The following is a 26,108-nucleotide window of genomic DNA, read 5'->3' on the forward strand; positions in this document are numbered from 1 at the left end:
CGGCGGCTAGGCCTTGGCCTCCTCGGCGGCGGCCGGGGCGGCAGCGGCGGGAGCGGGCACGTTGATGGCCTGCTTGGCCTTGAGGCCGTCCAGTTCGGACTGGAGGGCGCTGGCCTTGGCCTTGGCCTCGCTGCAGACGGAGCCGATGCGGATGCGGTCGATGACGAAGAAGACCGTGCTGAAGAGCGCGCCCAGCACGAAGAAGATGAGCACCACCAGGTAGAACGGGATGGGCTGGGCCTGCCAGTTCAGGGTGAACATGCTGAACTTGAGCTCCAGGATGGTGCCAAGCTGGGCGTTGTTCTGGACGAAGAACACCATGAAGAACAGGAAGAACAGCACCAACAGCACGAACTTGATGAAACGCATATCCGCCTCCCTCGTCAGATGTTGCTAAATATGGCCGCGCTGTCGAAACGCGGTTTGATCCTGTCGTAAGTCGCCAGCAGCAGTTCGGGTATGACGTGGGTCTCGCCGAACACCGCCATGAAAGAGTTGTCCCCGTTCCAGCGCGGAACGATCTGGAAATGCAGGTGGGCGGCGATGCCAGCCCCGGCCGCCTCGCCCAGGTTCAGGCCCGCGTTCACGCCGTGGGGCCGGAAGCACTCGTTGATGATGGCCACGGTTTCCTGCAGCACGGCCATCATCTCGCCGGACTCATCCCGCGTGAGTTCGGTGATGCAGCTGATGTGGCGGTACGGGGTGACCATGAGGTGCCCGCTGTTGTAGGGGAACTTGTTCATGATCACGAAGGTGTGCTTCGCCCTGGCCAGCACGAGGCGGTCCCTGTCCTCGCCGGTGTGGGCGGGGATGCAGAAAACGCAGGAGTCGGGCTTCGGGCCGAGGATGTAATCCAGCCGCCAGGGGGCCCAGAGCACGTCCATCAGCAAAGACCCCAGGGGCGCACGGCGAGGCCGGCAGCCGCCATGCGGGGAGCGGGAAAGAGGGATGTGTCGGAAGCGGGCCGTTTCATTCTCGATTCTATCCTCGGGGAACGCTTTTCAGTACACGCAACCAGCCCCGAGGGCAAGGGTGCGCGGCCCCCTTGTTTGCGGGCGCGCTTCGGGGCATGAGGGAGCCATGTTCGAATTCGTCACCAAGGACTATCCCACCGACCCCGGCGTGTATTTGATGAAGAACGCCCAGGGGAAGGTGCTCTACGTGGGCAAGGCCGTGAACCTGCGCTCGCGGCTCTCCTCCTATTTCCGGGGCGAGGTGGCCCACCCCAAGACCAGGGCCCTGGTGGCCCGCGTGGCCGGGGTGGACGTGCTGGTCACCGGCACGGAGAAGGAGGCCCTGCTCCTGGAGGCCAGCCTCATCAAGAAGCACAGGCCCCGCTACAACATCGTCCTGCGCGACGACAAAAGCCACATCCTCTTCAAACTCGACAAGACCCACGACTTCCCCAAGATCGCCTTCACCCGCCGCGTGGTGCGCGACGGCTCCACCTATTTCGGCCCCTTCACCTCGGCCCAGGCCGCCCGCAAGACTTGGCGGGAGCTCAACCGCCTGTTCCCCCTGCGCAAATGCCGCGACACCAGCTTCAAGAACCGCGTGCGCCCCTGCCTCTACCACTTCATCGGGCAGTGCCTGGCTCCGTGCGTGGGCGCGGTGAGCAAGGCGGACTACGCCGTGCTGGTGCGCCGGGTGGAGGCCTTTCTCTCCGGCAAGTCGGCGGAGGTGCTCAAACGGGCGGAGCGCGAGATGCTGGAGGCCTCCGAGGCCCTGCAGTTCGAGCGCGCGGCCGAGTTGCGCGACCTGCTGGCCGCCATGCGCGCCACCATCGAGGGCCAGGCCGCGGTACTGCCCAACCACCCGGACCTGGACGCCCTGGACGTGTTCTCCGCCGGGGGGGGCATGGGTCTCACCGTGCTTTTCGTGCGTCAGGGCAGGCTATTGGACAGGGCCAACTTCTTCTGGCCCGACTTCTCAGTGGAGGAGCTTCCCGAGGCCCTGCCCAGCTTCCTGACCCAGTACTACAAGCCGGAGAGCTTCGTGCCAGGGCGGGTGATGCTCTCTCAGCGGATGATGGAGGCCATGGGCGAGGAGGCCGCCGCCGTGACCGCCGACATCCTGGGCGAGCGGCGCGGGGCCAAGGTTCTGCTGAACGCGCCGCGCACTGAGGAGGAACACCGCCTGGTGGAGATCGCCTCAGCCAACGCCGCCCGGGCTGTGGCAGAAGCGGGTGCCGGAGTGGGAGAGGGCGGCTCCCAGGAGTCCATGCCCGCGCTCTTGGGGCGCAAGCTCCAACTCGGGCGCGAGATCGGGCGCATCGAGGCTGTGGACGTCTCCCACCTGGGCGGCAAGGGCATGCGCGTGGGCATGGTGGTCTATGAGGACGGCCGCTTCGACCGCCAGGAATACCGGCAGTACGCCTTCCCGGAGCTGGAGGGCTCCTCCGACGACTACGCCGCTCTGGCCCGCTGGGTGGAGAAGCGCATCGACTCCGGCGAGCCCTGGGCGGACCTGGTGCTCATCGACGGCGGCAAGGGCCAGTTGGCGGCCGTGGAGCGGGCCATGGGCGCCGCCGGGCTGCCCAACCTCTGGGAGATCGCCTCCATCGCCAAGTCGGGCAGGGCCATGAACGCCCAGGACGATCAGGTGTTCCGCCCCGGGCGCAAGAACCCCCTGGCGCTGCGTCCCGGCAGCAGGGAGCTGCTCTTCCTGCAGCGCCTGCGCGACGAGGTGCACCGCTTCGTCATCGGCCGCCAGCGCCAGGTGCGCAAGAAGCAGGCCTTGGCCAGCGAGGTGCTGAACCTGCCGGGCGTGGGGCCCAAGACCGCCAAGCTGCTTTGGGAGCGGTTCTCCACCCTGGAGGGCATCAAGGCCGCCACCGTGGAGCAGCTCGCGGAAATCAAGGGCCTTGGCCCCCTGAAAGCCGCCGCCGTTCACGCCGCCCTGCAATCCTCCGCGCCTCGTTGATTTTGCACGCGAAAGACTGTATCGCGGCCTGTCACGTCTCGCCAAGGAGTCCGCATGCCCCGTTTTAAGCGGCTGCGGGAGCTCGTGTCCCGGCTGGAGCCGGAGCACGTCTACCGCACCATCTATGATGAGAACCTCGCCCCCGTGATCCAGGGCACCGAAGACCTCGACCATCAGGGGCTGGAGGACTTCCGCAAGGTGGACTTCAGCGGCAGGACCGTGGTGGACCTGGGCTGCAACTTCGGCTTCTTCACCTTCGAGGCGAGGCGCAGGGGCGCGGCGAGCGTGACCGGCGTGGACCGCGAGGAGCGGGTGCTCCAGGGTGCGGCCATCCTGCGCGAGATCCTCGGCATGGACGGCGTGGAGTTCGTCTCCTGCGACATCGAACAGCCCGTGCACTGCCTGGCGGGCAAGAAGTACGACATCGCCATGCTGGTGGAATTCATCGGCAAGACCTTCGTGCGCCTGGGCTACATCCCCAAGGTGCTGGCCTTCCTGGAAAGCCTCTCCGACCGCGAGCTGGTGCTCTCGGTGCAGAAGTCCTACATGGTCAACAAGGAGCTGGGCTCCACCATGCGGGATATGAGCGCCCACTACCCCCCGGCCTACCTCAAGGACGGGGAAGTCCTGGTGCTTGAGTACGTGGTGGATTTCTTCAAGCAACGCTGGAAGATCGAGATGCTCTCCAGCCTGTCCGGCGGATACGAAAAGCCCAGGAAGTACCTGCGGCTGCACAAGTAATTCCCCTCACCCCAGCCCATCCGCCTACAGTATCACAGGAACTCAGGCCCGGCCGCGCGACGCGCCAGGCGCGCCGGAGCCACGGCCCCGGCCGCGCGGGCGCCAGTGATTGCGATTGGCCACGCGGGAAGGAACCGCCGCCGCGGCCCCTGCCGCCGCAGGAACTCCGGGCAACCAGGCCGCAGAGCGGATCAGGCGCGCGCCCTGCCCCCTGCCGGGTGCTCCCGGACGGCCTCGCCACGGCCCCGCCGCATGCGCGGCGAGGCCACAGGCAAAGGCCCTACTTGCAGAGGATGGCCTGGATGGCCTCCACGGGGCTGCCGCTGGAGATGGGCTTGAATTTCTGGTCTTCGGGGTCGATGGCGTTCAGGATCTTGCCCTTGCTGTCCGAATCCACGACCTTTTTGATGACGAAGGTCTTGGCGTTGCAGTCCACGGCCATGATCTGCATGGATTTGTTGCTGACGTCGGTGTAGCCCATCTGGCCGGAGTATTTCTTGGCGTTCTCCTCAGACATGCGCACCACGTTGATGAACGAGTAGACCCCCTTGGCGTCCTCGTGGACGGAGCCTTTGTCGTAGAGGATCTCGTCGCCGTTCTTGGTGGCGTATTTAACCAGTTCCTGGGCCAGGGCCAGGCCCGCGTGGGATACCGCCGCGCACAGCGCGACGGAGGCCGCGCACCTGAGGGATTTTTTCATCCAGCTTGTAGTATCAGTCACAACCGCAATCCTCACTGAAGACGTTTTTCTGAAGGGCCACAGTCTGTCCGGGTGCGCACTCGACGAGCGAGGTGTCCACACCCAGGTCGTCCAAGGCCAGTCCGAATGCCCTGGTGTTCTTTTCAAGCACGGGGAAGCTGCCCCAGTGCATGGGGATTACCTGCTTGCAGCGCAGCAGCTTGCAGGCCACGGCCGCCTGGCGGGCGTCCATGGTGAAGGTGCCGCCCACCGGCAGCAGCGCGGTGTCGATGGAGAAGAGCTTGCCGTAGATATCCATGGTCGCGAACACGGCGGTGTCGCCCGCATGGTAGAGCGTGTAGCCGTCGGCCAGGGTCAGCACGTAGCCCACGGGCAGGCCGGATTCGCTGGAGTGCACCGCCTGGACCATAGTGGCGCGAACGCTGCCCAGGTTCACGCTGCCGCCGATGTTGATGCCGATGCCGCCCACCACCTGGGCCTGTGGCAGGCCCTTGCTCACGAGCTTGGCGCAGGTCTCCACGATGGCCAGCAGCTTGGCCCCGGTGGCTTTGCAGATGTCGAGGGCCTGGCCTACGTGGTCGCCGTGGTCGTGGGTGACGAGCACGTAGTCCACCTTGGTGATGTCCTTGGCGGACAGGGCGGCGCTCGGGTTGCCGTCGAAGAACGGGTCGATCAGGATGGTCAGGCCGTCAGTGCGCAGCGTGAAATTCGAATGGCCGTTCCATGTGAGTTCGTGACGCATGGCGGACTCCTCTATTTGTCGTCTTTCCAGCGTTTGCCGAGGGCGTGGGGAATGTCCAGCAGGTCGAGGGCCCTCGCGGCGATGAAGTCCGCCAGGTCGTCGATGGTTTCTGGCCTGCCGTAGAAGCCGGGGCAGGCGGCCAGGATGGACGCCCCCGCCTGCTTGGCGGCCAGCATGTTGCGTAGGTGGATCTCGTTGAAGGGCGTCTCGCGGGGCACCAGCACCAGCTTGCGTCCCTCCTTGAGGGTCACGTCGGCCGCGCGGTGGATCAGGTTTGAGCCCAGGCCGTTGGCGATGGCCGCCAGGGAGGCCATGGAGCAGGGGCAGACGATCATGCCCGCGTGACGCCAGGAGCCGCTAGCCGGGCCTGCGGCCACGTCGTGCTGGGTGTAGGCCGCGTGCGCCAGGGCCTTGAGCTGCGCGGCCGTAACTTCCGACTCCAGTTCGAGCACCTTGATAGCGGCGTCGGAGAGGATGAGGTGCAGCTCGCAGGACGGGTCCGAGGCGATGGCGCGGGCCAGGGCCACGGCGTAAGGCATGCCGGACGCGCCCGTGAGGGCGAGGACAATGCGTTTTACGGTCATGGGGCATTTATATCCCGCCGCGCCCGGAAGTCCAGCGCCAGTTGCGCGGTCAGGCGGGTGGGCGTATGCTGTGAGGCAGTGAGCCGACCGTCCGGCCGCCGCCGGGCCTCGACAAGCGCGGCTCGCGACTTATCTCTGGCCGAAGATCCCTCACGGGGTTTTGGAGCGTATACATGACCGATTCGATACGTCAGGACGAACGCGAGTCCGGCACGATCCTCAAGGAGGAACTGCGGGAGCCGCGTAAATTCAGGGTGCTGCTGCACAACGACGACTATACCACCATGGAGTTCGTTGTGCATGTGCTCAAAGCTGTATTCAACAAATCCGACGCGGATGCGACACAGATCATGCTGGCCGTGCACAAGAACGGCACGGGCGTCTGCGGCGTGTATACGGCCGAAATGGCCGAAACCAAGGTGGTTTCCGTGCGCCAGCTGGCCCGCCAGAACGGCTACCCGCTGAAGTGCACCATGGAAGAGGAATAAATGCTGGGCAAGAATCTCGAACGCGTGCTCACCAATGCGGTGAAGGAAGTCAAAAGGCGCAACCACGAGTACCTCACGCTCGAACACCTGCTCCACGCCATCGTGCAGGAGGAGTCCGGCAAGGCCATTCTGCTCAGTTGCGGCGCCAATGTGGTGCGCCTGAAGCTCCAGTTGGAGCGTTTTTTCGCGGAACACATGGAAGTCATCTCCGAGGAGCAGAGCTCCGAGGTGGTGCAGACCCTCGGCGTGCAGCGCGTGCTGCAACGCGCCATCATGCAGATGCAGGCCGCCGGCAAGGAGAACGTGCAGGTCGGCGACGTGCTGGCCGCCATGTTCGAGGAGGACGACTCCTACGCGGTCTATTTCCTGAAATCCCAGGGCATCTCCCGGCTGGACGTGCTGGAGAGCATCGCCCACGGCCAGGGCGTGGAGCAGGGCGCCGAGCCTGATGCCGCTGCCAAGAACGGCGAGAAGCAGACCGCGCTGGAGCAGTTCACCGTGGAGCTGGTGGCCAAGGCCCGCGACGGCAAGATCGACCCGCTCATCGGCCGCGAGGAGGAGCTGACCCGCACCGTGCAGGTGCTGGCGCGCCGCCGCAAGAACAACCCCCTCTACGTGGGCGATCCCGGCGTGGGCAAGACCGCCCTGGCCGAGGGCCTGGCCCTGCGCATCGCCAACGGCGACGTGCCCGATACCTTCAAGAACGTGGAGGTCTTCGCGCTGGACATGGGCGCGCTCCTGGCCGGAACCAAGTACCGGGGCGACTTCGAGGCCAGGATGAAGTCCGTGCTGGGCGAGCTGAACGCAAAGCCCGGGGCCATCCTCTTCGTGGACGAGATCCACACCATCGTGGGCGCGGGCGCCACCAGCGGCGGCACCATGGACGCCTCCAACATCCTCAAGCCCGTGCTGGCCTCGGGGCAGCTGCGCTGCATCGGCTCCACCACCTACGAGGAATACAAGAACCATTTCGAGAAGGACCGCGCCCTCTCCCGCCGTTTCCAGAAGATCGAGGTGCCCGAGCCCTCCATCGAGGAAGCCGTGGAGATCCTCAAAGGGCTCAAGCCCCACTACGAGGAGCACCACGGCGTGCAGTACACCCCGGCGGCCCTGCGCAGCGCGGTTGAGCTCTCCGCCCGCCACCTGAACGACCGCTTCCTGCCCGACAAGGCCGTGGACGTCATCGACGAGGCCGGAGCCGTGTTCCGCCTGCAGGGCAAGCCCGGCAAGCACACCGTGGGCGTGCACGAGGTGGAGAAGATCATCTCCCGCATGGCCAGGATTCCGGCCCAGCGCGTCTCCTCCTCCGACCGGGCCAGGCTCTCCGGCGTGGAGGACGAGCTCAAGCGGCTCATCTTCGGGCAGGACGAGGCCGTGGAGATGCTGTGCAAGGCCATCAAAAGGTCTCGGGCGGGCCTCTCCCCGGCGGGAAGGCCCACGGGCAACTTCCTGCTGGCCGGGCCCACCGGCGTGGGCAAGACCGAGCTGGCCAAGCAGCTGGCCAACGTGCTGGGCGTGCACTTCATGCGCTTCGACATGAGCGAGTACATGGAGAAGCACGCCGTGGCCCGGCTCATCGGCGCGCCCCCGGGCTACGTGGGCTTCGACCAGGGCGGCCTGCTCACCGAGGGCATCCGCAAGCACCCCTACTGCGTGCTGCTGCTGGACGAGATCGAGAAGGCCCACCCGGACATGTTCAACATCCTGCTCCAGGTGATGGACTACGCCACGCTCACCGACAACAACGGCCGCAAGGCGGACTTCAGCAACGTCATCCTGCTGATGACCTCCAACGCGGGCGCGCGGGAGATGGCCGCCAACACCATCGGTTTTGGCGCGGCCAAGAGCGGCGACGCCGAGAGCCACGGCAGAAAGGCAATCGAGAAGCTCTTCTCGCCGGAGTTCCGCAACCGCCTGGATGCGGTGGTCAGCTTCAAGCCGCTCACCTCCGACATCATGGAGATGATCGTGGGCAAGTACGTGGCGGAGCTCAACAAGCAGCTCAAGGAACGCCGCGTCACCCTGGACCTGAGCCCCAAGGCTGTGGCCTGGCTGGCCGCCAAGGGCTTCGACCCGGCCTTCGGCGCAAGGCCCCTGTCGCGCCTGATGCAAGACAAGCTCAAGGACCCGCTCACCGACGAGCTGCTCTTCGGCAAGCTGCAGAAGGGCGGGCACGTGAAGGTAGACACCGCCCCGGAAGGCCCCAAGAAGGGCGCCCAGGGCAAGGGCGAGACCGTTCTGCGCTTCGAGTTTGAGCCCAGGGCCAGCAAGGAGAAAGAAAAAGCCTAGCGGCCTCCAACTCGCCCGCTGGCAGCGTTGACGCATCAAGCAGGCTTCCATGCATGTCGCACACGCATAGGAGCCGGCTTTTTCACCCGCCTGCGCGAAAGGGCTCGCCCCGATCAGGCTGCGTGCATTGACCGCCGGTCAGGCACTGGCCTCGGGCCTCGCTGCGGGGCCGCAATGGCCCGAGCCAGCGTCCGCATCCGGCCCGTCTGGCGGGCACCGGCCCAGCGCCTCGCGGTTGGGGCCGAGCTGGCGCGCGAGCCGGTGCCCGCATCCCGGCCCGCCTCGCGTGGCGTGGCGTTCTTGCGGAGTCCGGCGCGATCCGGCACTATCAGGCCGCACAGGCGCGATCAGCCACCATTCGGGAGACTACAGGCCATGCGCAACGTTATGCAGTCCCGCGCTCCCAGGCGCTCCGGCCCCAGGCTCCTTCGTGAGGGCGGTCGTGGCTGAGCGCTCCATCGCAGTGCTGTTCAAGGGTTCCATCGGCGACGAGCTCAACACGACGCCCCTGGTCAGGGCCTTGAGTATCCAGCGCGGGTGCAAGGTCGTGGTCAAGATGACCTACGCGGCGGCCATCTACGAGGGCAGCCCCTACGCCACGGAAACAGGCGAGTTCACCAACTACGTGCTGCTGCGCCACCCCGGGCCGGAGGAGCACGGCCTCCATCTGATCGACCACTACGCCAGGCTGGCTGGCGTCACGCTGGAGGGCAGGGGGCTCGATTTCTTCCCGGGCCCCTCCGACGCGGTGGATGAGCTGCCGCAAGCCGCAGGCGCGAAGCGCGTGGCCGTGGACACCCGCTGCGGCTGGCCCAGCAGGCAGTGGCCCCTGCGGCGCTTCAGGCAGCTGACGGACGAACTGCGACGCGCCGGGGTGGAGGTGGTGGAGGTCGGCAAGACGCTCGCCAACTGTTTCGGACAGACGGTGGAGGACAGGCTCGGCAACGCGGACCGCTCCTTCCTGGACCGGTTGAGCCTGCGCCAGACGGCCCACGTGCTCTCGCGCTGCGATCTTTTCATCGGTTGCGACAGCGGCCTCTCCCACCTGGCGGCCGCGGTGGGGACGCCGGCCGTCACCCTGTTCGGGCCGATCCATCCTGCCACGCGCATGCACGCGAGCACGATCCCGATCTTCGCGGACGCCTGCCCGAACCACCGCATCCAGCACGTGGAGTGCCAGCGCGGCGGCAACGTCTGTATGCGCTCCATCAGCGTGGACACGGTGCGCGCGGCGGCGTTGCGCGCCCTGTTCAAGACCGGGCGCGGCCGGTGAGAGGCGGAGCGGCTTGCGGAGTTCGTTTCATTCCGGGGGAAGTGATCTGTTGAAGAATTCGACGAGCTCTTCCCCGATGCGTTCGTGGATGGCAGCGCGGTCCACACCGGGGCCGTCGCTGCACAACTCAGGGCGTGATGCGGCCAGAGCGGCGTCCAGCGCCGCAAGGGCCTGCCAGGGCCTGCCCACCAACTGAACGTCGCTGCCCCTGCCCTCGGGGGCGTCGTAGCTGTCGCCAAGGTGCCTGGGGGCAATCACGATGTAGCCGTTGCGCGCCAGGTGCGCGGCCCAGTCCCGGTGCCCAAGTTCGCTGCCGCCGCTGCCGTGCGAGAGCACGATCACCGGGAATCTGCCGGAGGCGGTGGGCGCGTCTCTGGCCGCGCGCATGGGATAGGGGCCGGCCATCCATTCCTGCTCTCGGGTTCGGGGATGGGCCGGATACCAGACCGCCAAGGGGATGGGGCTTTCACCGGGAACCTCAAGGCGAAGGTATCCGGCAGTGTAGGGCGCTTCGGCACACAGCACCGCCGTGGCCAGCAGCGTAAGCTGCGCCAACAGGGCGGCAAAGAGCAGGGCGGCGCCGAAAGAGCGCAGGGGGAGCCGTAGTTCAAAACACAGGCGTCCGGCCCATTGGAAAGGACCGGACGCCTGGAATCTCACGGAAAGGCCCGGCATGACCGCGAGGTCTACAGGTTGTAGAGCGTGTCGCCGGGGATGATGTGCAGGCCCTTCTGCTGGAGCAGTTCGATGGCCTGGTCGGTCTTGTCGAAACGGAAGACGATGATGGCCGTCTTGGAGCTCTGCTGCACGAAGGCGTACATGTACTCCACGTTGACGCCGCCCGCGGAGAGGATCTGCAGGATGGCGTTGAGCCCGCCGGGCTGGTCGTCCACTTCCACGGCCACCACGGAGGTGCGGCCCACGGTGAAGCCGTTCTCCTTGAGGGCCTTCTTGGCCTTCTCGTGGTCGGAGACGATCAGGCGCAGGATGCCGAAATCCGAGGTGTCCGCCAGGGAGAGCGCCCGGATGCTGATCTTGTTTTCGGCCAGGATGCGGGTGACTTCCTCCAGGCGTCCGGCCCGGTTCTCCAGGAAGATGGAGATCTGTTCTACTTTCATGGGTGCCCCCTAGTTCTGCTTGCGCAAATCGAGAATCCGCTTGGCCTTGCCTTCGGAACGCTGGATGGAGCGCGGCTCCACCAGTTTGACCATGGCGGTCACGCCCAGGTAATCCTTGATGTTCTTGACGATCTTGCCTTCGATGCGCTGCAAGACCTTGATTTCGTCGGAGAAGAGCTTCTCGTCCACCTCGACCTGGATCTCCAGGGTGTCCAGGTTGCCCTCGCGCTTGACCACCAGCAGGTAGTGCGGTGCCAGGCCCTCGGTCTCCAGCAGGATGGATTCGATCTGGCTGGGGAACACGTTGACGCCGCGGATGATGAGCATGTCGTCGCTGCGGCCCATCATGCGGTGCACGCGCGCGGTGGTGCGCCCGCAACGGCAGGGCACCTTGTTCAGGATGGTGATGTCGCGGGTGCGGTAGCGGATGAGGGGCTGGGCCTCCTTGGTGAGCGTGGTGATGACCAGCTCGCCCTGTTCGCCGGGGGGGAGCACCTCGCCCGTCTCCGGGTCGATGATCTCGACCAGGAAGTGGTCCTCCATGATGTGCAGGCCGTTCTGGGCGTTGTGGCATTCGATGCCCACGCCCGGGCCCATGATCTCGGAGAGGCCGTAGATGTCGATGGCGGTGATGCCCATCTTGTCCTCGATGTCGCGGCGCATCTCCTCGGTCCAGGGCTCGGCCCCGAAGATGCCGATGCGCAGGTCCAGGTCCTTGAAGCTGAAGCCCGCCTCCTGGGCGGCCTCGTGCAGCACCAGGGCGTAGGAGGGCGTGGAGCAGATCACGGTGGGGCCGAAGTCCTTGAGGAGCATCACCTGCCGCTTGGTGCCGCCGCCGGATACGGGCACGATGGTGGCCCCCAGCTCCTCCGCGCCGTAGTGCGCGCCCAGGCCGCCGGTGAACAGGCCGTAGCCGTAGGCGTTGTGGATGATGTCCTTGGCGGAGGCCCCGGACGCCACGAAGCAGCGGGCCATGAGCTTCGCCCAGTTGCGCACGTCGCGGTGGGTGTAGCCCACCACGGTGGACTTGCCCGTGGTGCCGCTGGAGGCGTGGATGCGCACCACGTTCTCCTTGGGCACGGCGAAGAGGCCGAAGGGGTAGTGGTTGCGCAGGTCCTGTTTTTCGGTGAACGGAAGGAGCTTCAGGTCGGCCAGGGAGCGGATGTCGCTCGGCTTGATGCCGCGCTCGTCGAATTTCTGGCGGTAGAAGCCGACATTGGCGTACACTCGCTCCACAAGGGCCTGGAGCCGCTTGAGTTGCAGGGCTTCCAGGTCCTCCCTGGGCAGGGTTTCCATCTCCACGTCGAAAATCATAGGGGCGTCACCTCCGAGTCGTGCGCGTGTCTGAAGATTCCTGCCCGAATGGCCCCGTCCGCGTCAACCGGGACCAACGAAATTGCGTTTGCCCATGTGCCTTGAAAACTGTAGGAAGAGCCACGGAAAAAACTATGCCGAGCAAGAAGAAAAACACCATCCCCACAAGCGATAAAGTCAATCTGGTGGCCCAGTGGCTGCTGGAGAAGAAAGCCAAGGACCTGGTGGCCCTCGACGTCACCAAGGTCTGCACCATCACCGAAGCCATGATCGTCGCCACGGCGGGCAGCGTCCGCCAGGCCCAGACCCTGGCCGACCACATCCTCACCCGCGCCGCCGAGGAGAAGCTCTCCTACCTGGGCATGGACGGTTACAAGACCGGCCAGTGGATCCTGGTGGACCTGAACGACGTCATCGTTCACATCTTCCAGGAGGAGTCGCGCGGCTTCTACAACATCGAAGGCCTCTGGGCCGAAGGGGTGGAGATGCCCCTGCCCGAGGCGCCCGCTCCAACCGCCGAATAGACGCATGAAACAATCCCCGACGCTTCTGCTCATCCTGGACGGCTGGGGCCTCGCCCCGGCCGGGCCGGGCAACGCCGTCACCCAGGCCTGCCCCCAGACCCTCGAACGCCTTGCCCGCGAGTATCCCACCGCGCGCCTGGCCTGCAGCGGCAGGGCCGTTGGCCTGCCCGACGGCTTCATGGGCAACTCCGAGGTGGGGCACATGAACATCGGGGCCGGGCGCGTGGTCTACCAGGACATGACCCGCATCGACGTCTCCATCGAGGACGGCTCCATCCGCCGCAATCCTGTGCTTCAGGAGCTCGCGGCCAAGGTGAAGGCCTCCGGCGGCAAGCTGCACCTGATGGGCCTGATGTCGGACGGCGGGGTGCACAGCCACCAGCGGCATGTTGAAGCGTTACTTGAGGTTTTTAAGGGCTTCGGCCTCGAGCAGGCCTACGTGCACTGCTTCATGGACGGGCGGGACACGCCCCCCAGCAGCGGCGCGGGCTACGTGCGCGCGCTGGGCGAGGCCATGGAGCGCACCGGCTTCGGCGCGGTGGCCTCCGTCATGGGGCGCTTCTACGCCATGGACCGCGACAAGCGCTGGGAGCGCGTGGCCGAAGCCTACGCAGCCCTCACCGAGGGCAAGGGCCGGCTCGTGGCCGACCCGGTGGCCGCCGTGAACGAGGCCTACGCCGCCGGGGAGACCGACGAGTTCGTCAAGCCCAGGCTGGTTGCCGGCCAGGGCGGCAAACCCCTGGCCCTGATCCAGGACGGCGACGCCGTGTTCTTCTTCAATTTCCGCTCCGATCGCGCGCGGGAGATCACCGAAGCCTTCATCCAGGACGATTTCAAGGGCTTCGCGCGCGGCGTGCGGCCAGCGCTCTCCGGCTACGCCACCATGACGGAGTACGACACCTCCTTCGGGCTGCCCGTGGCCTACGCCCCCGAGGAGCTCACCCACACCCTGGGCCAGGTCTACTCCGAAGCGGGGCTCAAGCAGCTGCGCCTGGCCGAGACCGAGAAATACGCCCACGTGACCTACTTCCTCAACGGCGGCAGGGAGGAGCCCTTCCCTGGGGAGGACCGCGTGCTCGTTCCCTCCCCGCGCGAGGTGGCCACCTACGACCTCAAGCCGCAGATGAGCGTGTACGAGGTCACGGACGCTTTCGTGCAGAACTGGGCCAAGGGTTACGACCTGGTGGTCTGCAACCTGGCCAACATGGACATGGTGGGCCACACGGGCATCATGGAGGCCGCCGTGGCCGCCTGCAAGGCCGTGGACGCCTGCGTGGCCCGCATCGTGGAGACGGTGCTGGCCTCCGGCGGCCGCGCGCTCATCACCGCCGACCACGGCAACGCCGAGGAAATGGTGGACGCCAACGGCGGCAGGATGACCGCCCACACCCTCAACGCCGTGCCCGTGATCCTGGTGGACCCGGCGAGGCGCGAGGCCAAACTGCACGACGGCAAACTGGCCGACCTGGCCCCCACCGTGCTGCAACTTGCTGGGCTCGAGCAGCCCGAGGCCATGACCGGCCGCAGCCTCATCGAGGATCAAGCATGAGCGAGAAGAAGAAACCCCTGACGCCGGTGAAGCCCTCGGGCATGGAGCTCGTGTTCCTGTATCCGTGCCCGTTCTGCGTGCGGGAGGTGCCGCTCATCGCGCCCACCAAGCCCACCATGGCCCAGTGCGACGCCTGCCACCAGCGCTTCCCAGTGGTGCCAGTGGACGAGAAGGCCGTGCGCTTCCTCAAGGTGATGACGGCCAACGGGCGCGCCGGCATCGACCCGGATTTCCTCTAGCCTCCCTCTCGGGGCGCCTGGGCTCAACGCCCCTGGCGCAGACGCAGGATCGCTGCGTCGATGCGCTCCATGACCTCTTCGGGCACGCCCCTGCCGCACATGATGTGGCGCGTGCTGCCTTGCCCGCCGGTCGTGACCGCGACGTACTCCACCTCGTTTTCCCCGATTCCCGCGAGTTCCAGCAGGCTTGGCAGTTCATCCTCGCGCAGCAGCGTGAACAGGAAACGCCCGCCCGCCAGCATGAGCGCCTGCTGGTGCCTGTCCGCGACCTCGACCACCTGCCCCTGCGCCTTGTGCAGCAGCGCATCCACCGCGTCCCCATAGCTCCAGCCCGCGACCACGCCCACCGTGGCGGACTTCGGCGCCATCATCTGTGCCAGGGTTTGTTCCTCCTTCGACCTGTCGTAGTTGCCCTTGCGGAACACGGCAATCAGCGGAGAATCCTGGTGGAAGGGCAGGCTGAAGCGCGCGAACGCTTCGCGCTGGGCCGTCTTGAACCAGCCGAAGCTGCACAGTTCGCAGTCGGGGTTGCGCTGCATCTCGTAGAGGATGCGCCGGGAAGGCATTTCCGTAAAAATGGCCTCAATGCCGGCCTCGGCCAGGATTCGGGCTGTGGCTTCATAAAGGGTGCCCGCAGGCGCACCGTCTTTGGTGTAAAAGTAGGGAGGACGGTTGGGGTAGACTACGTGAATGGCTGCGCAGAAGGCGGACCGCTCCATGAGCAGCACGATCAACGTCAAGGCCAGAAACGCGGCTGTCCGCCGGATGGGCATGACTACCTCCCCGTGAGCACGGCGTTGTCCCTGTTGGCTTATACCGCGGATGCACCGTGGATGTCACGTGCTCCAGGCCCCCGGCCAAGGCTGGGCTCGCATACGGAATGGCCGGCCCAATGTTCGAGCTGACCCCGGAAACCGCACGGAGCGCGGAGCCTCACAGGGCTTGCTGGGGGGCTCAATGAAAGCTACCCTCGATATCGAACCGTCTCAAGCGTCTTGATGCAGCCGCCCCTGTGCCCTGGGGCGGCAGGAGGCCAGGATGGGCACCCTCTTGGAGAAGGCAAACCAGATTTTCAACTCCGTGGTGGATCGCGGGGTGAACGGCCTGCCGCCCCTGGATTCCTCCTGGGAGCTGGCCGTGCGCTACCTGCGGGACCAGAGCTTCCCCGACGACGACAGCCGCGTGGAGGCCCTCATACGCCGCGAATCGCGCAAGAACGCCTTCTGCACCGCGCTGGCCAACGTGGGAGGGCCGCTGACCCTGCCGGTGGCCATCCCGCTCAACATCTACGCCACCTTCGCCTACCAGGCGCGCCTGGCCGCGGCCGTGGCCCTGGTCTACGGGCACGACATACGCTCCCGCGACGTGCGGGTGATGGTGGGGCTCTCCCTGGCCGGGCGTAAGGCGGTGGAGTTGCTCAAGGGCCTGGGCGTGCGCTTCACGACCATGCTGCTGGAGCGCGGGGCGGCGCAGCTCTCGGAGCGCGTGCTGGCCGACATAGGCGGCACTGTGGGGATGCGCATCCTGGCCCAGGGCGGGGAGCAGGGGGCCTCGGTGATGCTCAAGGCCGTGCCGCTGGCCGGGGCGCTGGTCTGCGGGGTGATCGACTGGCGCTACTGCCGGGCCGTGGGGGTGGTGTCGCGGAACATTTTCAGGAGAAAGTGAGGGGAAAAGAAAAAGGCGCGGACCAGCCGCGCCTTTGAAGGAAACCAGGCACCCGAAAACAACCGTTACCGTTGCTCCCTTTCGGACCTGGCGGGGTTGGCGGCGTTTCCGCCGCCTGGCTTCCTTGGAAAAGTGGCGGAGAGGGAGAGATTCGAACTCTCGGTACCGGTTTTGCCAGTACACACGATTTCCAGTCGTGCCCCTTCGGCCAGCTCGGGCACCTCTCCGCGAGAAGGGAGCTATTATAAGTATCCTCCCTTCTTGGCAAGCACTTTTTTCAGCTTCCCTTAAATTCCCATGATGCTGAAGCCGGAGTCCACGTGGATGACCTCTCCGGTGACGCCGCTGGAGAGCCCGGAAGCCAGGTAGACGGCCGTGCCCGCCACGTCCTCCTGGGTGATGTTGCGCTTGAGGGGGGCGCGCTCCTCCACGATGGGCAGGAAGCCCTTGAAGCCGGTGATGCCCGAGGCGGCCAGGGTCTTGAGCGGCCCGGCGCTCAGGGAGTTCACGCGGATGCCGCGCGGGCCCAGGTCGGCGGCCAGGTAGCGCACGCTGCACTCCAGGGCGGCCTTGGCCACGCCCATCACGTTGTATGATGGCACCACCTTCTCCGCGCCCAGGTAGCTCATGGTCATGACCGAGGCCCCGTCGGCCAGCAGCCCGTCGAAGCCCTTGCACAGGGCCACCAGCGAGTAGGCCGAGACGTCCAGGGCCAGGGCGAAGCCCTCGCGGGTGACGTCCATGAAGCGGCCCTTGAGGTCATCCTGGCGGGCGTAGGCCACAGAATGCACCAGGATGTCCACCCCGCCCCATTTTTCAGACACGGTCTTGGCGGAGGCGGCGATGTCCTCGTCGCTGGTCACGTCGCACTGGAAGGTGAACTCGCCGCCCAACTCCTCGCTGATGGGCTCCACGCGCTTGCGGATGGCGTCGCCGGGGTAGCCGAAGGCCAGCCTGGCCCCCTGGTCCTTGAAGGCCTTGGCCACGCCGTAGGCGATGGAGCGGTCGTTGGCCACGCCGAATATCAGGGCTTTCTTGCCTTGCAGAAGCATTGTCGTCTCCTTGAAGCGCCGGTTGGGCGGCGCGATTGTCGTCATGTTGGTCGTTGAGGTTAATGGAGGGGGAGGGGCCTCCGGCGGCCCAAGAGGGCTCCGCCCTCTCGGGGTACTCCGGTATATGGCCCGCCAAAGGGCCTTCGGCCCTCTGGACTCCCATACAGTTTCGCACCGATAACGGTAGTCCGGAGTCATAATCGACGCCGCAACGGGCGGCGCATGGGAGAGCCTTGAAAGCCCAGCCCCCCATACGGGGTTCCAAGGGGCGAAGCCCCTTGGCCGCCGGAGGCTTCCAACCCCCAAAATGCCAGCGGCTTGGTCAGCCTGTCCTCTGGAGTGAAATCCTCTCCTTCAAGCGCCCGACGTCCCCCCGATAGTCCTCACCCCGCGAACCGCCGCCAAACGGCGCACGCAACAGCGACACGGCGCGCGTAAGGCGCGCCCCTCCAGCGGGAACGGTGTTTTCCTTGGAAAATAGTCATGTCGCTAAGGCAGGCAAGGCTTTGACGCGGGCGATGGGGCGGCGGGAATCTCTCCGGTAACTGGTGCAAACAAAATCCCCCGCCCGGCTCGGGCGGGGGATCACGGAACAATGAACGATGCCTGGCGGACTAGGGCAGCAGCGCCAGGACCTTGCGCATAACCTCGAAGGCGTCGGCCACGTAGAGCACGTCCGCCTTGCCCTGGGCCCAACCGCAGTTGGGGTCCAGGTTGACGGCCCGGCGCTCGCCGATGAAGCGCCAGCCGACCACGTGGGGCTCCTCGCCGTGGCAGCAGGTGGCCAGGCCCTTGGGGTGGCGCGGCGTGGAGCCGGTCTGGCCGACCTGGTGCATGTGCGACAGGAAGGACAGCACCTGCTGGCCCTCGCCCGAGAGGTCCACCAGGGACTTGGAGGTGCCCAGCGACCCCTGGGTCTTGTTCAGGAAGCTCAGGATGATCTCCTCGGCCTCCCCGGCGTGGGCCGCGCCGTCGGCCTGTTTCTTGGTCCAGCCAGCGCCAGCCACGAAGAGCAGGGCGGCGTCGGGGCGGATGGTCTGCTCCTCGGCGGAGGGGCAGATCATGCCCGTGACCTGGGTGCGCACGCCGCCGGGAATCTCGGCGGAGACTGCGGTCACGCTGGCGGAACCGGCCGCGCCCGCATAGGCCGCGAAGCAGCCGCTGGAGACGCTCACGAACCAGGGGCGCTCCTTGCGGGTCAGCTCGGCGTACATGCGCTGGCGGTAGTACCAGCGGGTGACCACGGGCTTGCCGCCGGAAGCGGCCAGGGCCGTGACCGAGGTATCGGAGACGCCGCCCACGCGGGCGGCCGCGCCGGGCAGCACCCGGCTCATGCGCGGGGTGGCCGCGCCGATGACGATGCCCGCGCCGGTCGCGCCGAACAGGGCGGCCAGGGCGGCGGCGTCCGTGGCGTAGCGGGGCTGGGCGAAGTCCGGCCCGGAAACGCCGTAAACGGCTTCCGCGCCGCATCCGGCCAGGGAGTCGGCGGCGGCCTGCACGGCCTCGCCCACAAGGCCCACGGCCAGGGGCGCGCCGAGCTGCTCGGCCAGGGTCTTGGCCGCGGTCAGGGCTTCCAGGGAAGCCTTGGAGAGCGAACCGTCACATTCGGTCTGGGCTACGAAGAGAATCTTGTCCATGTATGCCTCCGGCTCCGGGCGGGGTCGCCGCCGTCATGCCGACGCTGGAAATTTATCGGGTCGTCCCGGAGCGGGGCTCCGGGCTGCGGCCTAGGCGCTGAGCCAGTCCACGATCTCCTTGGCGATCTGATCCACCGGGGCGTCCTTGACCACGCGGGTCTCGCGCTTCTGGCTGGGGATCTGCACGCCGGAGTATTCGGGGCCCTTTTCGAGCTTCACGGGCTTGGCCTTCTGCAGCGCGGGCATCACCAGGCGCATGTTCTGCATGCCCACCTGGGGGTTGTTGGGGGGCTCGGGCAGTTCGCCGGTGGCCCAACCGAACACGGCGGGCGCGCCGGAGACGACCGAATCCTGGTAGCTGCCGCCCTCCACGCGCTCGAGCACGCGCAGCGCGCCGTCAGCCAGGATCTCCAGCTTGTCCACGCCCTGGAACTGCTCGAAGATGCCCAGCTTCTCGCCGATGACCTGCATGGTGGCCCCGGCGCCGCGCGAGGCGGACTGCCAGCCGCCGAACACCAGCAGCCTGGAGGTGTCCAGCCCCGGAATGGCGGCGATGGCTTCGGCCAGGGCCGCGCCGGTCTCATGGGCGTCGGCGAAGCCGCTGGCGGGGCCGTCCAGCACCACCAGCTCGAAGGGGACCTTCTGGGCGATGGTCATCATCACCTGCTGGAGCTTGGCCTTGGGGCCCATGCTCACCAGCCAGACCTTGCTGCCCGGCACGTTCTTGGCCAGGTTGGCGGCCTCGAACAGGGCGTGCCCGGCCCAGGGGTCCAGGATGGCGGGGAGCATCAGCTCGTTCTTCAGGCCCCAGCCCGCGGGGCCCTGCACGGGCTCCAGGGTCTGCAGCGGGTCGGGGACGATGCCGCCGCAAACGACGATATGATATCCTGCACTCATAGAATCTCCTTCAATATCAGGGGAAAGGCCCTGCGGAAAGATCAGTTCTCGACGGAATGCAAACCGCCAGCCCCGGCCCTGAACTCCACGTTGGTTCTGCCGGGCTCGGTGGGGTGGGGCTTGGAGCAGTTCCAGACGCAGGCGCCGCAGTGGACGCACTTCTCCCGGTCGAACAGGGGCGCGCCGCCCTCAGGGTCGGGCGCGATGGCCTGGCCGGAGCACATGTCGATGCAGATGCGCTCGCGGCACTTGAGGCAGACGTTCGGGTCCGCGAAGACCACGTGGTCGGCGTAGCCGCCGGGGGCCTGCACCTTGCCGCCCATGAGCAGGGCGTCCTGGTGGGAGACGAGCAGCTGGCCGTCGTACTCGATGGAAGGCCAGCCCACGCGGTCCATGAGCGCGTCGTGCAGCGGCTCGCCCTTGGCGGCGCACTCCTCGCGGATGGCCTCGATCTCCTGGGCGCTGAGCCGCGCGGAGTAATACTCCTCGATGGAGGGCACGCGCTGGTTGGGGTCGCGGTGGTCGCCGGGCATGTTCAGCCTGCCCGTGGTGAAGCCGGAGAGGGCCATGCCCGCGAGCCCCTGGATGAAGCCCTTGCCGAAGCCGTCGCGGGCCTTCTCGGCGATCTTGGCCTCGGCCTCCAGCTCGGACTCCCTGCGGCGCTTCACGTAGGCGCGCTCCAGGTTGTACTTGGTGAAGGGCTGGTTCTGCTTCATGAGCTTGAGCACGCCCTCTGCCAGCATGACGCCGGTGGTCCAGGCCTCGTCCACGCCCGAGCCGGTGAGCACGTTGGTGGAGCCTGAACCCTCGCCGATGCGCGCGAAGCCGTCGCCAACCAGGTGGGGTTCGCCCCTGCGCCCGGATTCCAGCAGCGATTTGGCCCCCCAGGAGCGCATCTTGCCGCCCTTGAGGTGCTTCCAGAGGTAGGGGTGCGTCATCCAGTGCTGCAGGTAGCGGTAGGCGGTGCGCACCGGGATATCCAGCCAGGAGGGCACGAAGATGCCCAGGGAGGCCACGCGGTCCGGCAGCACGTACAGGAAGCCGAAGATGTCGGGCTCGGGGTAGCCGAAGGTGTGCAGCACGTAGCCTTCGGGCAGGTCGCAGTCCTCGGGGAGGTCCACCACCATCTTCATGCCCAGGGCCCAGTCGCGCTGGGAGTTGCCCTCGGGCAGGCCCAGGATCTCGTCCAGGTTGCGGCCAACGGGGCCGACAGGGCCGTCGCCGATGACGGTCAGGGCGGCGCGGATGTCCATGCCGGGCATGAAGCAGGCGTCGGGGTTGCCCTTCTTGTCGACGCCCTGGTCGGCCAGGCGCACGCCCACGACCTTGCCTTCCTCCATGATGACCCGGGCCACGGGCATGGAGGGCCAGATCTGGGCCAGGCCGGAGCCCATCACCTGGGAGCCGGCCCACTGGTTGAACTGCCCGATGGAGAACACGTAGCCCGGCTCCTTGCAGAGGAAGGGTGGAATGTAGGGCAGCTCGAAGGCCTGGTCGCGGCAGCAGGAGGTGTATTTCCCGGCGAAGCCGAGGGCCTTGTCCGCGAGGCCCAGCAGCTCCTGGCGGCGGCTGGCCCCGTGCGGGTCCAGCAGGTAGGCCACGGTCTCGTGGGTCACGGGGGCGCACATGGGCACCTGGGCCGGGTCGAAGCCCGGGAAGGACTCCTTGATGCCGCGCGCCTTGCTGACCACGCCGGAGACGCCGAAGCCGATGTCGTCGGCGCGCTCGTAGCAGATCACCTGGGGCGGCATCCCGGGCATGACGGCGCTCTCAAGCAGGGGAGCGCCGTTTTCATCCGCGAGGCCGCGCGTCAGCGTGGTCAGGAACCCGGCCATGGCCGGGCCAAAGCCCACGCAGACGATGTCGAGCTCCATGCTCTGCCGTTCGATCTCGGACATGTGTACTGCGCCTCCGGCCTAGAGCGGGTAATCCAGGGCTTCGGGAATCATCACCTGGGTCAGCGCCTGGGCCGCGCGGTCCTTGGCGAGGGCGGCCCCGGCCATGCTGCGGTCAAGCTGGGAGCGCAGGGCGTCGAAGGCGTCCAGCTCCTCGGCGGCCTGGGGGCCGAAGCCGTAGACCATGCTGGCGCACACGCGCGAGGCCTCGCCGGCGGCGCGGGCGGCCTGGACCAGGGCCAGGTCGGTGAAGAAGCCCAGGGTGCCTTCCAGGCCCTCGGCCACCACGGCGTTCTCGGGGCCCTTCTCGGCCAGCTCCATCACGTCGTTGATCTGGCAGTAGGAGGCCATGAGCCAGCACAGGGCGTCGGCCATGGGGAAGGTCACGTTTTGGCGGCGGTTGTGATAGAGGCGCGCGCCGGAAGGATCCTTGGCGCGGTGCAGGAATTCGATGGTCCAGAGCCAGAGGCCCAGGCCCTTGGCCACCACGGTAGCGCCGGTCTCGGGCTTGGCTTCGCCCAGGGCCGCGAACTGCTCGATGATGATGCGCAGCCGGGTCAGGAAAACCTCGTTGGTCATGGTGATGGAGAGCTGGCGGCGCTGCACGGCCTCGGGGCCTTCATAGGTGGCTTCGAGCTGGGCGTCGGTCCACTTGTAGAAGAGGAAGCCGGGGCAGTCCTCGGTGATGCCGTAGCCGCCCATGAGGGCCAGGGCCTCGCGCATCACGGTGGCGCCGTTGCCTGTGTTCCAGAGCTTGCAGGCCGGGCAGAGGATGTTGGCCAGGGATTCGAGCAGGGCGTAGCTCACCAGGGTGTCCTGGCCCAGTTCGGCGAAGCGGGCTTCGTCGCGGGTGGGGGCGGCCTCCATCTGGAGATACTCGATGGCCTGCTTCTCAACCTTGCGCAGGGCGGTGAGCTGCGACTTGGGGCCGCAGATGCCGCGCTCGGCGAAGACCTTGTCCTTCTCCTTCTCGGTGGGGTCGAGCTGGTCGAACAGGCGGGCGGTGGCGAAGCCCAGGGAGGCTCCGGCCTCGCCGGCGGCCCAGATTTCCACCAGGCGCAGCACGGAGTCGGGCTTGGCCTGGAGGCCCAGTTCGTACTTGGGCGTGCCGGGTTCGGAGGCGTCGCCGCCGCGGAAGCGCTGGCGCTGGTAGCGGATCACGGGCTCCACGGCGGAGAGCAGCTTGGCCGTGGTCATCAAGGCCACGGGCACGCGGGTGCGGTGGAACACCGCGCCGATGATCTCGGAGTGGGTGAAGTTGGGCACGATCACGCCGTCCTTCACGGTGTAGCCGCCCACGATGCGGTTGGCGGGCACCTGCACGTTGAACACCGGGTCGCGCGTGGAGGAAAGCTGGTGCACCATCTTGAGGGTGGGCGCGCCCCGGTCGAACAGGCCGGGGTCGGTGTCCTCGACGATGACGATGCAGGAGGACTTGATGCGCGGGTCGTCGGTGTCCACGGCGCAGGTGGCGAAATTGGCGAAGTCCATGCCCGTGATGAAGCGGCCGCGCTTGTCCACCTGGAGGATGGGCTCCTCGCCTTCCTCCCACTTGGCCACGCGCAACTTGCCCACCAGGGTGTTGGTCTCCACGCCCACGTAGGGCAGGGGCTCGGTGAGGGCGAACGCGCCGCGGAAGGGGGCGCGGTCCTCGCCGGGCAGGGGCGGCACGCAGCGGCCCATGTACTCGTCACGCTGCTCGGTGGTCCCGCGCTCGTGGATGGGGGCCAGGGCCAGGTTGGTGGCCAGGGAGCAGGTGGCGGCGCCGGCGTCGACCCAGGCCAGCTCGAAGGCGACCAGGGCCAGGGCCAGGTTCTTGGGCCCGTCGATGAAACCGCCCTGGTGGGGGTCCATGAACAGGGCGGTCAGGCCGGAGGTGTCGAAGGCCTCCAGCAGTTGGGCTTTGTGGTCGGTCCATTCATGAGTCTTCCGCGCGCCCTCGGCCACGAGCCGGGCCACCAGACCGCGCGCCAGGGATCTGGCGGACTGGACAACCATCTGGATGTCGTAGCGGTCGGTGAAGCGCCACATGATCTGACGGACGTCGTCGCCCGGCAGGGTACGGAGGGTATCCATAGATATATCCTGACCTCTCGGTTCGTGCTGAAGAAGGTTGGGCATTGCGCGAAATTTCGGTAAATTAAGCCATACTGGCCTTTGCGTCAACGACAGCGGCAGGCCCGGGCCTACAGCGCCAGGGTTTGCCCCGTAAGTTCCCGGTATGCCTCCAGGTACTTGCTGCGGGTACGCTCCGCCACCTCGGCGGGCATGTGCGGGGCCGGGGGCTGCTTGTTGAAGCCCACCGACTCCAGCCAGTCGCGCACGTACTGCTTGTCGTAGCTGGGCTGGGCCTTGCCGGGCTGGTACCCGGCCGCGGGCCAGAAGCGCGAGGAGTCGGGGGTGAGCACCTCGTCGATGAGGATGAGCTCATCGCCGATCATGCCGAACTCGAACTTGGTGTCCGCGATGAGGATGCCGCGCCCGGCCGCGTACTCCCGGGCCTGGGAGTAGATGGAGAGGGCCGTGTCCTGCACTTTGGCGAAGAGCTCCGGCCCGATCATCCCCTTGGCCTTGTCCAGGGTGATGTTCTCGTCGTGCTGGCCAAGCTCCGCCTTGGTGGAGGGCGTGAACAGCGGGGTCTCCAGCTTGTCGGCCTCCACCAGCCCGGCGGGCAGTTTGTGGCCGCAGACCATGCCGGTGGCCTTGTAGTCCTTCAGGCCGGAGCCGGTGATGTAGCCGCGCACGATGCACTCGATGGGCAGGGGCTTGGCCTTGCGCACCAGCACGGCGCGGCCTTCCAGCAGGTCGGCGTGCTCCTTGAGGGGCGCGGGGAAGTCGGCGGGTTCGGTGGCCAGCAGGTGGTTCTTCACCAGGTGTTTGAACTTCTCCATCCAGAAGATGGTGATCTTGTTCAGGATGACGCCCTTGTACGGAAGCGGGTCCGGCAGGATGACGTCGAACGCGGAGATGCGGTCGGTGGTGACGATGAGCAGCACGTCGTCCGCGATCTCATAGATGTCGCGCACCTTGCCCCGCGAAACCAGCGGGTATTGTTTGATGTCGGTGGTGGTAGCCACGCGCATGGGAGCCTCCGGGTGATTATTCGTTGCGGCACTCGACCGAGCGGGCGTGGGCCTCCAGGCCCTCCAGCCGCGCCAGGCGCGCTATCTTGGCCCCGTGCCTGCGGGTGTAGGCGGCGGGGGCGGCGATGACGCTCGACTTCTTGGTGAACGTCTCCACGGACAGCGCCGAGGAGAAACGCGCCGTGCCCAGGGTGGGCAGCACGTGGTTGGGGCCGGCGAAATAGTCGCCCACGGGTTCGGGGCAGGCGGTGCCCATGAAGATGGCCCCGGCGTGGCGGATGTCGCCCAGCAGGGTCCAGGGGTCGGCCACGGCCAGCTCCAGGTGCTCGGGGGCCAGCAGGTTCACGGCCTCCACGCCAGCGGCCATGTCCGGCACGACCACCACGGAGCCCCAGTCCGCCAGGGCCTTGCGGGCGATCTCGCCGCGCGGCAGGATCTCCAGCTGGCGAACGAGCTCCTTCTTCACGGCCTCGGCCAGGCCGCAGTCGTCCGTGACCAGGATGGAGGCGGCCAGGGGGTCGTGCTCGGCCTGGGAGAGCATGTCCGCCGCCAGCCAGGAGGCAGGGGCGGTCTTGTCCGCCAGGATGACGATCTCCGAAGGCCCGGCGATCATGTCGATGCCCACCTGGCCCACCAGCAGCCGCTTGGCCGTGGTGACGTAGATGTTGCCCGGTCCGGCCAGCACGTCCACAGGGGCGATGGTCGGAGTGCCCAGCGCTAGGGCCGCGATGGACCAGGCGCTGCCGGTGCGGTAGATTTCCGTGATGCCCAGCAGGGCGGCGGCGGCCAGGATGTAGGGGTTGAGCGTGCCGTCCGCGCGCGGGGGGGAGACGGCCACGATGCGCTCCACGCCGGCCACCTGGGCGGGTATCGCGTTCATCAAGAGCGAGGAGATCAGCGGGGTCTCGCCGCCCTGGCCCCCGGGCACGTAGAGGCCCACGGAGTCAACGGGGCGCACCATCTGGCCCAGGATGGTGCCGTCCTCCCGGGTGGTCCACCAGGATTTCTCCTTCTGGGACTCGTGGAAGCTGCGGATGTTGCCGATGGCTTCCTCTATGATGGCGCGGTCGTCGGCGGGAATCCGGGCCAGGGCCTCGGCGATGTCCCCGGCGGGGACGGGCAGCATGGCCGCCGTGAAGGACGGGCAGTCGAAACGTCTGGTATACTCCGCGAGGGCTTCGTCACCCCGGGAGGCGACGTCCTCGAGAATGGCGCGAACCCTGGACTCCACGGCCTGGTCGGGGTTCTCCCGGGCCTTGAGTTTCTTGAACAGGGGGGCGAAATCCTCGGGACGCTGATATGTGAGCGATGGACAGGGCATTGGGGCTCCTGATGGCGTCGTTGGCGCGTAGATAGATGATGGAGGGGGGTTTGTCGAGAGGCGGCGAAGGTGTTA

At 67.0% G+C, this 26,108-nt stretch carries 25 protein-coding genes, 1 tRNA gene and 1 other RNA gene; 9 read left to right on the forward strand and 18 right to left on the reverse strand.

Going from position 1 to position 26,108, the window contains the following annotated elements; all coding sequences use genetic code 11:
• Positions 1–6: 6 nt before the first annotated feature.
• A complete protein-coding gene (locus MLE27_RS00750; RefSeq protein WP_243309942.1) occupies positions 7–369 on the reverse strand; it encodes a LapA family protein in 363 nt (120 codons plus the stop codon).
• A gap of 14 nt (positions 370–383) precedes the next feature.
• Positions 384–884, reverse strand: a complete 501-nt coding sequence (locus MLE27_RS00755) for an HIT family protein (RefSeq protein WP_243309943.1) — start codon at positions 882–884, stop codon at positions 384–386.
• Positions 885–1,080: 196 nt separating this feature from the next.
• Here MLE27_RS00755 and uvrC point away from each other — a divergent pair, with 196 nt between their 5' ends.
• Both uvrC and MLE27_RS00765 read left to right on the forward strand, forming a co-directional pair.
• Positions 1,081–2,922 carry an excinuclease ABC subunit UvrC gene (gene uvrC, locus MLE27_RS00760; protein ID WP_243309944.1) on the forward strand — a complete coding sequence of 614 codons (1,842 nt, stop codon included), beginning with the start codon at positions 1,081–1,083 and terminating at the stop codon, positions 2,920–2,922.
• Between the two features lie 54 nt (positions 2,923–2,976).
• Entirely contained in the window at positions 2,977–3,663 is a 687-nt protein-coding gene (locus tag MLE27_RS00765; RefSeq protein WP_243309945.1) for a methyltransferase domain-containing protein, read from the forward strand.
• A 280-nt stretch (positions 3,664–3,943) separates the two neighbouring features.
• On the opposite strand, the gene MLE27_RS00770 is transcribed toward MLE27_RS00765, so the two are convergent.
• The 3 genes from MLE27_RS00770 to MLE27_RS00780 are packed head-to-tail and all read right to left on the reverse strand — an operon-like array spanning position 3,944 to position 5,689.
• On the reverse strand, positions 3,944–4,363 hold the full coding sequence (locus tag MLE27_RS00770; protein ID WP_243309946.1) for a hypothetical protein: 420 nt from the start codon (positions 4,361–4,363) through the stop codon (positions 3,944–3,946).
• Positions 4,364–4,376: 13 nt separating this feature from the next.
• Positions 4,377–5,105: a metal-dependent hydrolase gene (locus MLE27_RS00775; RefSeq protein ID WP_279355611.1), complete on the reverse strand. Its 729-nt coding sequence runs from the start codon at positions 5,103–5,105 to the stop codon at positions 4,377–4,379.
• Between the two features lie 11 nt (positions 5,106–5,116).
• The gene (locus MLE27_RS00780; protein WP_243309947.1) at positions 5,117–5,689 is read right to left on the reverse strand and encodes a UbiX family flavin prenyltransferase; all 573 of its coding nucleotides are present in this window, start codon (positions 5,687–5,689) and stop codon (positions 5,117–5,119) included.
• 173 nt (positions 5,690–5,862) lie between these two features.
• Here MLE27_RS00780 and clpS point away from each other — a divergent pair, with 173 nt between their 5' ends.
• The 3 genes from clpS (at position 5,863) to MLE27_RS00795 (ending at position 9,739) form a co-directional block, all read left to right on the forward strand.
• On the forward strand, positions 5,863–6,177 hold the full coding sequence (clpS, locus tag MLE27_RS00785; protein WP_243309948.1) for an ATP-dependent Clp protease adapter ClpS: 315 nt from the start codon (positions 5,863–5,865) through the stop codon (positions 6,175–6,177).
• On the forward strand, positions 6,178–8,466 hold the full coding sequence (clpA, locus tag MLE27_RS00790; RefSeq protein ID WP_243309949.1) for an ATP-dependent Clp protease ATP-binding subunit ClpA: 2,289 nt from the start codon (positions 6,178–6,180) through the stop codon (positions 8,464–8,466). It abuts the gene before it with no gap.
• Positions 8,467–8,908: 442 nt separating this feature from the next.
• On the forward strand, positions 8,909–9,739 hold the full coding sequence (locus MLE27_RS00795; protein ID WP_243309950.1) for a glycosyltransferase family 9 protein: 831 nt from the start codon (positions 8,909–8,911) through the stop codon (positions 9,737–9,739).
• Positions 9,740–9,766: 27 nt separating this feature from the next.
• Here the strand turns inward: MLE27_RS00795 and MLE27_RS00800 are convergent, their stop codons facing one another.
• From MLE27_RS00800 to MLE27_RS00810, 3 genes are all read right to left on the reverse strand, one after another.
• Positions 9,767–10,144: an alpha/beta hydrolase gene (locus tag MLE27_RS00800; RefSeq protein WP_243309951.1), complete on the reverse strand. Its 378-nt coding sequence runs from the start codon at positions 10,142–10,144 to the stop codon at positions 9,767–9,769.
• Between the two features lie 281 nt (positions 10,145–10,425).
• On the reverse strand, positions 10,426–10,857 hold the full coding sequence (locus MLE27_RS00805) for an ACT domain-containing protein (RefSeq protein ID WP_243309952.1): 432 nt from the start codon (positions 10,855–10,857) through the stop codon (positions 10,426–10,428).
• Positions 10,858–10,866: 9 nt separating this feature from the next.
• A complete protein-coding gene (locus MLE27_RS00810) occupies positions 10,867–12,171 on the reverse strand; it encodes a phenylacetate--CoA ligase family protein (protein ID WP_243309953.1) in 1,305 nt (434 codons plus the stop codon).
• Between the two features lie 134 nt (positions 12,172–12,305).
• On the opposite strand from MLE27_RS00810, the gene rsfS reads away from it, so the two are divergent.
• From rsfS to MLE27_RS00825, 3 genes are read left to right on the forward strand one after another with little or no spacing between them, the layout of a single operon-like run.
• Positions 12,306–12,695, forward strand: a complete 390-nt coding sequence (gene rsfS / locus MLE27_RS00815) for a ribosome silencing factor (protein ID WP_243309954.1) — start codon at positions 12,306–12,308, stop codon at positions 12,693–12,695.
• A gap of 4 nt (positions 12,696–12,699) precedes the next feature.
• Positions 12,700–14,244 (forward strand): 2,3-bisphosphoglycerate-independent phosphoglycerate mutase, encoded by a 1,545-nt coding sequence (gene gpmI, locus MLE27_RS00820; protein ID WP_243309955.1) that lies wholly within the window; start codon positions 12,700–12,702, stop codon positions 14,242–14,244.
• Positions 14,241–14,483 carry a hypothetical protein gene (locus MLE27_RS00825; RefSeq protein WP_243309956.1) on the forward strand — a complete coding sequence of 81 codons (243 nt, stop codon included), beginning with the start codon at positions 14,241–14,243 and terminating at the stop codon, positions 14,481–14,483. The genes gpmI and MLE27_RS00825 overlap by 4 nt, the downstream gene beginning before the upstream one ends.
• 23 nt (positions 14,484–14,506) lie before the next feature.
• Here MLE27_RS00825 and MLE27_RS00830 read toward each other — a convergent pair whose 3' ends face one another.
• The gene (locus MLE27_RS00830; protein ID WP_243309957.1) at positions 14,507–15,256 is read right to left on the reverse strand and encodes a substrate-binding periplasmic protein; all 750 of its coding nucleotides are present in this window, start codon (positions 15,254–15,256) and stop codon (positions 14,507–14,509) included.
• A 265-nt stretch (positions 15,257–15,521) separates the two neighbouring features.
• Here MLE27_RS00830 and MLE27_RS00835 point away from each other — a divergent pair, with 265 nt between their 5' ends.
• Positions 15,522–16,148 (forward strand): hypothetical protein, encoded by a 627-nt coding sequence (locus tag MLE27_RS00835; RefSeq protein WP_243309958.1) that lies wholly within the window; start codon positions 15,522–15,524, stop codon positions 16,146–16,148.
• A gap of 32 nt (positions 16,149–16,180) precedes the next feature.
• On the opposite strand, the gene ffs is transcribed toward MLE27_RS00835, so the two are convergent.
• The 9 genes from ffs to hisD form a co-directional block, all read right to left on the reverse strand.
• Positions 16,181–16,276: signal recognition particle sRNA small type (gene ffs, locus MLE27_RS00840), an RNA gene on the reverse strand.
• A gap of 5 nt (positions 16,277–16,281) precedes the next feature.
• Positions 16,282–16,375 (reverse strand) — tRNA-Ser (locus MLE27_RS00845).
• A 60-nt stretch (positions 16,376–16,435) separates the two neighbouring features.
• The gene (locus MLE27_RS00850) at positions 16,436–17,200 is read right to left on the reverse strand and encodes an enoyl-ACP reductase FabI (protein ID WP_243309959.1); all 765 of its coding nucleotides are present in this window, start codon (positions 17,198–17,200) and stop codon (positions 16,436–16,438) included.
• 614 nt (positions 17,201–17,814) lie between these two features.
• Positions 17,815–18,837: an electron transfer flavoprotein subunit alpha/FixB family protein gene (locus MLE27_RS00855; protein ID WP_243309960.1), complete on the reverse strand. Its 1,023-nt coding sequence runs from the start codon at positions 18,835–18,837 to the stop codon at positions 17,815–17,817.
• Between the two features lie 90 nt (positions 18,838–18,927).
• Positions 18,928–19,734 (reverse strand): electron transfer flavoprotein subunit beta, encoded by an 807-nt coding sequence (locus MLE27_RS00860; protein ID WP_243309961.1) that lies wholly within the window; start codon positions 19,732–19,734, stop codon positions 18,928–18,930.
• A 41-nt stretch (positions 19,735–19,775) separates the two neighbouring features.
• Positions 19,776–21,632, reverse strand: a complete 1,857-nt coding sequence (locus tag MLE27_RS00865; protein WP_243309962.1) for a 4Fe-4S ferredoxin — start codon at positions 21,630–21,632, stop codon at positions 19,776–19,778.
• Between the two features lie 18 nt (positions 21,633–21,650).
• Positions 21,651–23,705, reverse strand: coding sequence for an acyl-CoA dehydrogenase family protein (locus MLE27_RS00870; RefSeq protein ID WP_243309963.1), 2,055 nt, complete (start codon positions 23,703–23,705; stop codon positions 21,651–21,653).
• 110 nt (positions 23,706–23,815) lie between these two features.
• A complete protein-coding gene (locus tag MLE27_RS00875) occupies positions 23,816–24,712 on the reverse strand; it encodes a phosphoribosylaminoimidazolesuccinocarboxamide synthase (RefSeq protein WP_243309964.1) in 897 nt (298 codons plus the stop codon).
• 16 nt (positions 24,713–24,728) lie between these two features.
• Positions 24,729–26,033 (reverse strand): histidinol dehydrogenase, encoded by a 1,305-nt coding sequence (gene hisD / locus MLE27_RS00880; protein ID WP_243309965.1) that lies wholly within the window; start codon positions 26,031–26,033, stop codon positions 24,729–24,731.
• Positions 26,034–26,108: the final 75 nt, after the last annotated feature.

Source organism: Fundidesulfovibrio agrisoli, assembly GCF_022808715.1.
Taxonomy (GTDB): domain Bacteria; phylum Desulfobacterota; class Desulfovibrionia; order Desulfovibrionales; family Desulfovibrionaceae; genus Fundidesulfovibrio; species Fundidesulfovibrio agrisoli.